This is a genomic window from Duganella kummerowiae (assembly GCF_053572355.1).
In genome coordinates this window covers 1-10608 of record NZ_JBKFEH010000035.1, presented here as the reverse complement: position 1 = coordinate 10608, position 10608 = coordinate 1, and the positions used below count along the sequence as shown (strand labels likewise).

Annotated in this window: 7 protein-coding genes; 6 read left to right on the top strand and 1 reads right to left on the bottom strand. The window is 68.0% G+C overall.

Translation table 11 applies throughout. The annotated features are described in order from the left end of the window. The first annotated feature begins 86 nt into the window (after positions 1-86). The 6 genes from ACLB1G_RS27810 (at position 87) to ACLB1G_RS27785 (ending at position 9967) form a co-directional block, all read left to right on the top strand. Positions 87-467, top strand: coding sequence for a DUF4902 domain-containing protein (locus ACLB1G_RS27810; protein ID WP_491630523.1), 381 nt, complete (start codon positions 87-89; stop codon positions 465-467). 68 nt (positions 468-535) lie between these two features. Continuing rightward, positions 536-2158, top strand: a complete 1623-nt coding sequence (locus ACLB1G_RS27805; RefSeq protein ID WP_491630522.1) for a hypothetical protein — start codon at positions 536-538, stop codon at positions 2156-2158. Positions 2159-2175: 17 nt separating this feature from the next. After that, on the top strand, positions 2176-4551 hold the full coding sequence (locus tag ACLB1G_RS27800) for a penicillin acylase family protein (RefSeq protein WP_491630521.1): 2376 nt from the start codon (positions 2176-2178) through the stop codon (positions 4549-4551). A 25-nt stretch (positions 4552-4576) separates the two neighbouring features. Beyond that, a complete protein-coding gene (locus tag ACLB1G_RS27795) occupies positions 4577-6262 on the top strand; it encodes a cyclic peptide export ABC transporter (RefSeq protein WP_491630520.1) in 1686 nt (561 codons plus the stop codon). Positions 6263-6303: 41 nt separating this feature from the next. After that, positions 6304-9153: a non-ribosomal peptide synthetase gene (locus ACLB1G_RS27790; protein WP_491630519.1), complete on the top strand. Its 2850-nt coding sequence runs from the start codon at positions 6304-6306 to the stop codon at positions 9151-9153. After that, positions 9143-9967, top strand: a complete 825-nt coding sequence (locus ACLB1G_RS27785) for a 4'-phosphopantetheinyl transferase family protein (RefSeq protein ID WP_491630518.1) — start codon at positions 9143-9145, stop codon at positions 9965-9967. Before ACLB1G_RS27790 ends, ACLB1G_RS27785 begins: the two co-directional genes overlap by 11 nt. Positions 9968-10087: 120 nt before the next feature. Here the strand turns inward: ACLB1G_RS27785 and ACLB1G_RS27780 are convergent, their stop codons facing one another. Then, positions 10088-10483, bottom strand: a complete 396-nt coding sequence (locus ACLB1G_RS27780; protein WP_491630517.1) for a DUF4902 domain-containing protein — start codon at positions 10481-10483, stop codon at positions 10088-10090. Positions 10484-10608: the final 125 nt, after the last annotated feature.

The window sequence follows — 10608 nt, the reverse complement described above, 5'->3', positions numbered from 1 at the left end:
CTTCGCCTGCTGGATCGAGCTGGAGGGACGCCCCGAGTAACCGGAATAGGACAGTGGCCGGACCCTGTGCCCGGCCCGGCAACCACATGAGCAATACAGACACTGGCGCCGTACGCGTGCCGCTGGATCAGCTGGCGCAGCTGCACCTGATCCACCTGGTCTCGGGCCTGGACGAGGAGGGCGAGCCGGACTGCGGGGAGGGCGCGCTGGCCACCTGCATCACGGGGTACACGGAATGGATAGGCCGGGACCGCATCACCATCGGCTGGGACTGGGAAATGCTGGCGGCCGACGCCATCGTCACCCTGCGGCGGGTGGGCGGCCCGGCCAGCAACCTGGCCCTGTGCGGCGCCGATGGCGGCGCGCTCGGCCCGGCTGGCACGGCGCTGGCGCTGGCGGCCTACCTCGACCGCTTCCAGTGGCAGCTGATCACCCTGCGGCACATACAGGGCCGCTACATGAATTGATGTACCGCTCCGCGTTGCGGGGCGTCCGTAAAGTGTTTTGAACCCAATACTTGCTAGATAGGGCAGCCATGAAAACGATACAAGTGAAGGCGAGGAACGGCAAGCCGACGCCGATTTTCCTCCTGACTAACTTTGATTTGATCTTCTGCATACCGGTGTTCCTGCTCAATGTCGCCAATCTGTATCTGATACGGCCCTTCCTGCTGTGGGCGATCAACCTGATAGGCTATCCCGCCGTCAAGCTCATTGGCGACGTGCGCAACGTCAGCCGTGGCAGGACGCTGGCCATGACGGCCCTGTACATGCTGCTCCTGCCGGCCGCCTATCTGCACCTGCTGCTGGCGCCGGAATCCGGCCAGCTGGTGCGCGCGGCCTGGGCCGCGGTGCTGCTGGTGGTGGGGCTGGCGCTGGGCGAAATCATCTGCTTTGCCAACAACATCCAGGCCGCGCCGCCCATGGGCAAGTGCCTGACGCGCGACGTGTTCGCCGAGGCTGCGCGCAATGTGTCCGAGCACCTGGTCGACAGCAAGTACTCGCGCGGCTCGCTGGTGGCGGCATCCTTCCTGACCCTGCACATCGTCTACAACCTGGTGTTCCTGACCCTGTTCCTGCACCAGGGCTGGCTGTACTACGCGCCCCTGGTGGTGCTGCTGCAGGCCACCCTGTTCACCGACAAGGAGCATATCGAGCACCTGTGCTCGCACGCGGCCGGACGCGTGGTGCGGGCCGAGAAAGCCAGCTGCGTCAAGGACTATTGCTACGTGGCGCTGGAATTCCTGCGCAAGTACGTGGCCTGGCCGCTGCAGTTCTGGACCCCCGACTATTACTACTGCACCCATACCGGCATCCACCATGTGGAGGACAACGGCCCGGCCGACTATCAATCCACGCTGCGCTACGACCAGACCAGCTTCATCGACTTCATCAAGGCCTGCACCTGGTATTCCCTGTTCATCAGCCTGATCCCGCTGGAGGTGATCGCCTATTTCCGTGCCATGAAGCGCACCAAGTTCCTGCGCCTGTTCCTGCGTGGCTACATCCTGGGCAATGCCGTGTTCCTGGCCGTGGCCTGGCTGCATCCCATCCTGGGCGGCATCCTGTTCACCGTGTTCCTGTCCTCGGGCGTGCGCAGCTACCTGTTCGTGATGCGCTGGCACGGCTTCCACGACGCCACCCGGCCCTACAGCGTGGAGGCGTCCAACAGCTCGCCGCTGCATTATGGCCACCACAAGGAGCAGAACGTGCACCTGATGGTGGTGGCCGAATGCTGCCGGGTGTTCTGGAAGAACCGCGAGAAAGAACCCAGGAACTTCCCCATCTTCGTTTCCTCCGGCGCGCTGGAGACCTACAGCCGAAATGCCATGCTGGTGTTCTTCATGGTATGGCAGGGCAAGATCGACGTGATCAGCAAGTTCATTTTCACCGACAGCAATAGTCGCAGCGAACTCAAGAAGTATGTGACGGGCCTGCGCTTCCTTGGCAAGAGCCGCTGGCTGTCGCCGTATGACGAGCGGCTGTCCAAGTGGGTGGGGCGGCTGGCCGAGAGGCTGCACCGCCGCAAGATGTCGGCCGAGGATATCGCCTTCTTCGACGATCCCTCGCCCCAGGTCATGATGAATATCCGCGTGACCAACTTCCGCAAGCTCAAGGTGCGCAACGTCGAAGAGAACCTGCCGCAGGGCATTTATTGATCCGGAAAGGACATCCCATGTGGAAACGCATTAACGAAACCAGCCCCATCCTGGCCAGGTTCCTGCTGTTCGTCTGCGCGCCGCTGGGCCTCGCGGCGGCGGCCGGCTACGGCCAACTGAGGCAAAGCGTGCCGGACGATGGCGGCTTGCTGACCCTGCGTGGCGACAGCGGCGCGGTGCGCCTCGAGAGCGGCGCAGGTGCCGTGCCGCGCATCGAGGCTGCCAGCGAGCCGGATGCCTATTTCGCGCTGGGCTATGCCCATGCCCGCGACCGCCTGTGGCAGATGGAATACCAGAAGCTGATCGGCCAGGGGCGCCTGAGCGAGTTGCGCGGCGCCGCCACCCTGGCGCTGGACCGCTACCTGCGCACGCTGGGATTGCGCCAGGCTGCCGAACAAGCCCTGGCCCAGCTCTCGCCGCGCGCGCGCGCCCTGCTGGAAGCCTATGTGCGCGGGGTTAATGCGCGCATCGCCGAACGGCGCCCGCTGGCGCCGGAATACTACCTGAACGGCCGCCAGCCGGAGCCGTGGACGGCGGCCGATTCGCTGCTGCAGCTCAAGCTGCTGCAGATAAGCCTCGACGACAGCGGCATCGAACTGCGCCGGCAGGCGGCCCTGGTGCGCCAACTGGGCGGCGCACGCGCGGCCCAGCTGCTGCGCGCCGATGGCGGACGTTCCCTGGCGGCAGGCGCCGGCGGGCCCGAGCCGGACGGCGAACTGCTGCGACAGTTGGAACAGGCCGCCACGCGCCTGCACGCCGAGTTCGGCGTCGGCGCGGTGGACCCCGGTTCCAGCGCCTGGGCCGTGGATGGCCGCTACACGGCCAGCGGCAAGCCGGCGCTGGTCAATGATCTGCACGCCGTCAGCCTGATTCCGTCCAAGTGGTATGTGAGCGAGCTGGCCGGCGGCGCCACCCACCTGGCCGGCGCCACCATTCCCGGCTTGCCGCTGTTCTTTGCCGGGCGTAACGACAGCATTTCCTGGGGCCCCAGCGTGCTGCGCGCCTACAGCCCGCGATTGGCGGCCGAGCAGACCGATCCGCTGGACAGCGACCGCTACCGCGATGGCGGCCAATGGCGCCGCATGGACAGCCGGGTCGAAATCATCCGCGTCAAGGGCGAATTTCCGTCCTACCTGCGCGGCGGGATCCGGCCGCTGCGCCTGACCGTGCGCAGCACGGTGCGCGGCCCGGTGGTCAGCGACCTGGCGGGAGCCGGTGCCGCCTACAGCCTGGCGCTGCCGGGCCTGGCACCGCAGGACCGCAGCTTCGACGCCCTGCTGGCGCTGAACCAGGCGCGCGACTGGGGCCAGTTCAAGGCCGCCTTGAGCGGCCACGCCAGCCCGGCGCTGGTGATGGTGTATGCCGACCGCGCCGGTAATATCGGCGCCAAGGCGGCCGCCCGACTGCCCTATGGCAGCGAGGCGCCCGGCCTGGCGCTGCCCGGCGGCGGGCGCGGCGACATCGCCTATGGATTGCTGCCGGAAAGCTTCAACCCGCCCGGCGGCATCGTGTTGCAGGCCGGTAACCAGGAACGCGCCGATCGCATCGCCGCCCTGCTGGGCGCCACTGGCGCGGCCCGTAGCGACAGCAGCGCGCTGCTGGGCATCCAGCGTGACGACCGCAGCCTGGGCGCCGAAACCCTGGCGCCGCTGCTGTTGGCCACCCCGGCCGCCGACGCGCGCCAGCGCCAGGCGCTCGACTACCTGCGCCGCTGGGATGGCCGTGCCGCGCCGGACAGCGTGGCGGCCTCCATCTACAACGTGTGGGTGGACTGTCTGTTCCGCGACCTGGTGTACGCCAACGCGGCCGACCGCCTGGCCGTGCGCCCCCTGCTGGACAGCTATCCTGCCGAAGCCAGGGTGCGCTTCCTGGACACCGCCCTGGGCGCCGGGCGTGGCGACTGGTGCACCGCGCCCGGCCGGGCCGGGGCCTGCGGCGAACTGCTGGCGCGCAGCCTGCAAGCTGCGCTGCAGCAACTACGCCTGGCCGTGGGCCATGACATGGCGGGCTGGCGCTGGGACGCCGTGCAGCAGGCCGCCTACCGCAACCCGGCGGCCGAGCCGGACTCGCTGGCCGCTGGCCTGCTGGACCGGCGCGGGCCGGCCATCGGCGACGGCTATGGCGTGGCCGGCGCGGCGCCGGCCGTGGCAGCCAGGGATGGCGGCTACCGGCGCCTGGCCGGCAGCGATTACCTGCAGGTGATCGACCTGGGCGCGGATGGCGGCGCCCGTTTCCTGCTTAGCACGGGGCAATCGGGCAACGTGCTCAGCCCGCGCTACGACGACTACCTGAAGCACGCCGGCGCCATCGCCCTGCGCGCTCCAGGCTTTGGCGCGCCGCTTGAGGGCACGCAGGCCCTGACCTTGACCGCGCTGCCGGGCAAACCTGAATAGGGGTGGCATGATGAAACACAATATTATGAATACCGGCCTGTATGGGCTGCTGGTCAAGAACGCGCCCAACAAGGTCTTTATCAGCATTTTGCTGAGTTCGCTGGCCGGCTTGCTGCAGGTGGCGCTGATCCCGCTCTTGGTGATGTCGTTCAACATCCAGGCCAGCGCCATCGCGCCTGGCATCGAATACGGCGGCGCCTGGGAAGCGTGGGGCATCCGCCTGGACGCGCCACGCTTTGCGGCCTGCTTCTTCGCCGCCTGCCTGGCCATCCTGGTGCTGCGCGCGACCTCCGGGAGGCTGATGAACGAGGTGGTTACCCGGCTCAGCCTGGACCTCAAGCGTTTCATCTACAGCAAGGTGTCGTGCGCCCCGGTGCAGGACCTGGAGCAGGTCGGCTTCGGCGCCCTGATGGCCGCGCTGACCACGGATGTGGACAAGCTGGCCACGGGTGCCCGCATGATACCCATCATCCTCAACTACGTCATCGTGATCGGCGGGGTGGTGGCCATGCTGACCTACCTGAACCCGGGCGTGACCCTCTTCATCCTGGCCAGCGCCGCCGTGGGCATTGCGCTGTACCAGCCGTTTTCCATCCTGGGTGGACGCGCGCTGGGCCGCGCACGACAGTGCGTCAACCAGGTCCTGGAGTTCAACCGCGGACTGATCTACGGCTCCAAGGAGCTCAAGCTCAACCGCCGCAAGCGCGACGCCTACATCGCCGAGCTGCACCAGCTGGAGGACCGCCAGCGCCGCCTGCAGCTGCGCGGCGGCACCCTGTTCCTGGTCGGCTCGCAGTTTGCCGGCATGATGAACATGCTGGTGATCGGCCTGGTGGCTTTTGTGATGAGCAACTTCTTCAGCCTGTCGGCAGACGCCCTGGTGTCCATCGTGATGATATTGCTGTACCTGGCCGAGCCCATGATGGGCATCGTCGAATGCCTGAGCAGCCTGATCCCGGCCCGTATCTCCGTGTTTGCCGTGCGCAAGTGCCTGCGCCAGCTGCGCGCCGAGTCCGACCACGTGGCAGCGCACAGGGCGCCGGTGCACAAAATCCAGGCATATAACCTGGAGTACGCCTACCAGGTCAAGGAGCAGGGCGACTTCCAGTTCAGGGTGGGTCCGGTCAGCGCCATTTTCCGGCGCGGCCAGGTCAGTTTCATCACTGGCGGAAATGGCTCCGGCAAGTCCACGCTGGGCAAGCTGCTGTCGCTGCACTACCTGCCCTCGGCCGGCTCCGTGCTGATCAACGACGAGCGCGTCACGGACGACAACCGCGGCAGCATGCGCCAGAACATTTCCGCCATCTTCACCGACTTTCACCTGTTCCCGCGCCTGTACGACGTGGCCGAGGGCGAGGCCGCCAATATCCCGCACTACATGCAGGAACTCAAGCTGGACCAGCGCGTCAGCCTGGAGGACGGCAGGTTTTCCACACTGGGACTGTCGGACGGCCAGCGCAAGCGCATCGCGCTGCTGGTCAGCTACCTGGAGGACCGCGACGTCTATGTGTTCGACGAATGGGCCGCCGACCAGGATCCGCAATTCAAGGAATTCTTCTACAGCACCATCCTGTTCCAACTGCGCGAGCGGGGCAAGATCGTCATCGTCATTACCCATGACGACCGTTACTTCCACCTGGCCGACCAGCTGATCAAGATGGAAAACGGCTCCCTCAAGGCCATCGAGCAGCGCGCGCCCCTGGCCGCCTGAGCGCCACCTGCCCACAAGGTCCGCTTATGTACACCCCGAACATGCCTAGATCGCATCCGCTCTCGACTTTCGAGACCCTGTCCTGCCTGGGCCGGCGCAAGCAAGGCCACGCGGCCAACCAGGCCAGCGCCTGCTTCATCCTGCGTGGCGGGCTGGACCCAGGCCGCCTGGTGCGCGCGGTGGCGCTGCTGCCGGCGCTGGCGCCGCAGCTGGGCTGCGCCGTGGCCGACCAGGATGGCGCGCTGCTGCTGCGCCCCGGCGTCCATGCGCTGCTGGAGACACGGCTGGTCAGCCTGGCAGGGTCGGATGACCCGCGCGCCCAGGCCGCGCGCCTGGTGGCAGAGGAGGCCGACCGCGCCTTCGGCGTGCGCGACCAGATGCTCGTGCGCAGCACCCTGGTGGCGCTGGCCCCGGACGAGCACTGGTGGCTGCTCAGCTGCCACGTGCTGGTGGCCGAGGCGCGCGGCTGCGAAAGCCTGTATGCCCTGGCCGGCCGCTTGTACCAGGCACTGGGCCAGCCCGGGGGCGCCGGCCGCCTGGCGGCGCTGGCGCCGGACACGGCGTCCTGGGAGGCCCGGCTGGATTACCTGGAGTCGCCGGCCTGCGCGGCTGGCCAGGCCTACTGGAGCGCGGCGGCGGCCGACCATGCCGGCCTCAACCTGCCGCGTGGACCCGCCGCCGACCCGGCCCGGGCCCATACCGCCGAGCAGGCGCTGCCGCGAGGCTGGGCCGCGCGCTATACGGCGCTGGCGGCCGCCCTGGGCATGGACGAGGACAGCATGCTGGCCGCCCTGATGCTGGTTTTCCTGCACCGCTACAGCGGCTCGGAGACGGTGTCGGTGGGACTGGCCCAGGCGCGCGGCCGGCTTTGCCTGGACGGCGCATGGGCCGGCATCGCGTACGACAACGTGCCCTTGGCGGCCGAGGTGCGCGGCGACGAGGCCTTCGCCGCGCTGGCCGACCGGGTGGCGGCGGCCGTGCGGCGTGGGCGCCAGCACCGCCTGCACCCGCAGGACCGCCTGATCGATGTGGCCGACAGCCGCAAGGAGCACGAAAGCAGGCTGTTCGACCTGGCCGTCTACTACGAGCGGGCGGCCGACGCCGGCTACGGCCTGGGCCCGGTGCGGCGCCACCCGCTGCCTTACCGCGGCGAGTTCGTGCCACGCCTGGGCCTGGTGGCGGACGATGCCGGCGGGCTGCTGCTGCGGCTGGAATGGCAGGAACCCGACCTCGATGCGGCCCTGGCGCCGGAGCTGCTGGACAGCCTGGCCACCCTGCTGGGGGCGCTGCTGGACAGCGCCGGCGCGGCCGCCGTCGAGGACCTGGAGATGGTGTCGCCGGCCCAGCGCAAATACTTGCTGGGTCCGCTGGCCGGCGTGGCGCGGGACGGTATCCCGCACTGCTGCGTGCACCAGATGATAGAGCGCCAGGTGGCGCTCACGCCGCAGGCCACGGCCGTGGTCTATGAGGACGAGGCGCTCAGTTATGCCGAGCTGGACCGCCGCGCCGATGTGCTGGCCCAGCGCCTGCGCGCGCGCGGCGTGGGGCCGGACGTCATGGTGGGCGTGTTCGTGGAGCGCTCGGTGGCCATGGTGGTCACGGTGCTGGCCATCCTCAAGGCTGGCGGCGCCTTCGTGCCGCTGGACACCGATTTTCCCGAGGCCAGGCTGGCCTACATCATCGGCGACGCGGACCTGTCCACCATCGTCACCCAGGAGCACCTGGCGCCGCGCCTGCCCGGCCCGGCCCGCGCCCACGCACTGGCCCTGGAGACGGTGGACTGGCAGGCCCCGGCCGAACGCGGCCCCGGCTGCGGCCCTAGCCACCTGGCCTATGTGATTTACACTTCGGGCAGTACGGGCAACCCCAAGGGTGTGCTGGTCGAGCACGCCGGCGTGATCAACCTGGCCTACGCCATCAGCGCCGAGCTGCGGGTGGAGGCGGACAGCCGCGTACTGCAGTTCGCCTCGCTGACCTTCGACGCCTCGATCGCCGAGATGTTCATCACCTTCGTGCGCGGCGCCACCCTGTACGTGGCCAGCCACCAGCAGCGGCTGGCGCCGGACCTGCTGTCGGACCTGGTGGCGCGGCATGGACTGAGCCATGCCATCCTGCCGCCGGTGCTGCTGAAGTATTTATCGCGCGAGAAATTCGGCAGCGTGCGGCAACTGCAGGTGGTGGGGGAGAGCACACCGCTGGAGACGGCCCGCACCTGGGCCGCTGGGCGTACCCTGTCGAACGGCTATGGGCCCACGGAAAACACAGTGCACACCTCGCAGTCGCTGTTCGACGGCAGCGCCATGAACATCGGCCGCCCCATCCACAATGTACGCGCCTACGTGCTGGACCACAAGGCGCGGCTGGTGGCGCCGGGCGCGGTGGGCGAACTGTGCATAGGCGGGGCCGGCGTCACGCGCGGCTACCTGAACCAGCCGGGACTGACGGCGCAGAAATTCATCCCCGACCCCTGCGGCGGGCAGGGAAGGCTGTACCGTTCCGGGGACCTGGTGCGCTGGCTGCCGGACGGCAACCTGGACTTCATCGGCCGGCGCGACCAGCAGGTCAAGATCCGCGGCCTGCGCGTCGAGCTGGAGGAGGTCGAGGCCCACCTGGAACGGATCGAGGGCGTGGACCGCGCGGTGGTGCTGGTGCGCGAGACGGCGGCCGCCAACGGCGACAGCACCGAGAAGTGCCTGGCAGCCTACCTGGTGCTGGCACGTTCCGGGCTGGGCGAGGCCGCGATCCGCAAGTCGCTGGCCGCCAGCGTGCCGCAATTCATGGTCCCGGCCCATATCGTCATCCTGGAGCGATTCCCGCTGACGCACAGCCGCAAGATCGACAAGAAAGCATTGAAGGCTCTCCCCCTGGAAAGGAATACCGATGGCAGATAAGGCAACCGAGGGGCCGCTCGCCCCGCCCGGCGGCCGGCAGCGCCTGCTGCCGCCCCTGTGCCACGAGCAGGACGGTCAGTTCTTCGCCGGCGCCGCCGGCGTGCTGCCGCGTGGCAGCAGGGCGCTGCCGTACTACCTGGCCCTGTTCCGGGCCGACCGTTTTGCCCCCGAATTATTCCAGACCTATGGCATTGATTTTCCGCCGCACATACGCAAGAGCGTGCTCAAGCGGCAGGCCGAGTTCTTCGCCGGCCGCCTGTGCGCCCGCGCCATCCTGGAAAACTACGGGCACGGCCGCCATGTGGTGGCCGTGGGCCAGCACCGCGAGCCGCTATGGCCGCAGGGCTTCATCGGCAGCATCACGCATAGCGGCCACTACGCGGCCGCCATCGCCTGCGAGGGCAGGGACATTGCCGGCATCGGCATCGACATTGAAACCATCATCGCCAGCGAGGCGCGCCAGGCCATGACGGAACTGGTGGTGTGCGCCGAGGAGCTGCGCTTCCTGCGCATGCAGGTGGGCGCGTTGGACATCGACAGCCTGCTGACGCTGGTGTTCTCCGCCAAGGAAAGCTTCTTCAAGGCCGCCTTCCCGCTGGTGGGACGCTATTTCGACTTCGACGCGGTCAAGGTGGTGGGCTTCGACGAGCAGCACGGCCGCATCCAGCTGCGCTGTGTACAGCAGCTGGGCGAGCGGCTGGGGCCAGGGCAGGAACACGAGGTGTATTTCGACTTCCTGGGCGACAGCTCGGTGCTGACCGCCGTGCTGCTGACCCGCGAGGCTGCCGCAGCGGCGATGGCGCGTGCGGCCTGAGCGTCGCGGCGGCGGCCCCATGCGCAAGCGGGCCGGACAGGGCATCCCCGTCCGGCCCGTTTATCCGGCCTGTTTTTTATCGGGCCTGTTTTATTATCGGGCCTGTTGGGCGCGCGGCGGCTAGCGCTGCGGGGTGCTGCCGCAATAGCGCGCGTTCAGGTAATCGAGGGTGGTGCTTTGCCAGTCGATGCCGTCGACAAAGGCACCCAGCAGGGCGGCGCTCTTGCCGGGGCCGAGGTCGGCCCCTGCGGGGCTTTGCAGCATCACGTTGCTGGCAGGGTCGCTCACGCGGCGCAGGCGCACGGCGCCGCCGTCGCGCAGCATTTGCCAGTCCCAGCCAATGGTGATGGTAGGCTTGCCGCCGGCCACCCATTCGGTATAGCCGGTGATGGCGGTGGCCACGGCCGCTTCAGGCACATGCGGATCGCCATCCTCGTCCATCCCCGAAATCAGGTGGGACAGAGAAATGGCTTGCAGCTGGGCAAGTGTAAGATAAACGTAACCAGTAGTTGACATCGAATTCCGCTTTCAATTGGACGGCCAAGGCCGCTGCTGTGCTGCCTCATGATTGTACCTTGCAGCACCAGAAATTCCCCGCCTTGGAATTGCGTCAGGTCTCCAATTCAATCCAGCAGGCAAAA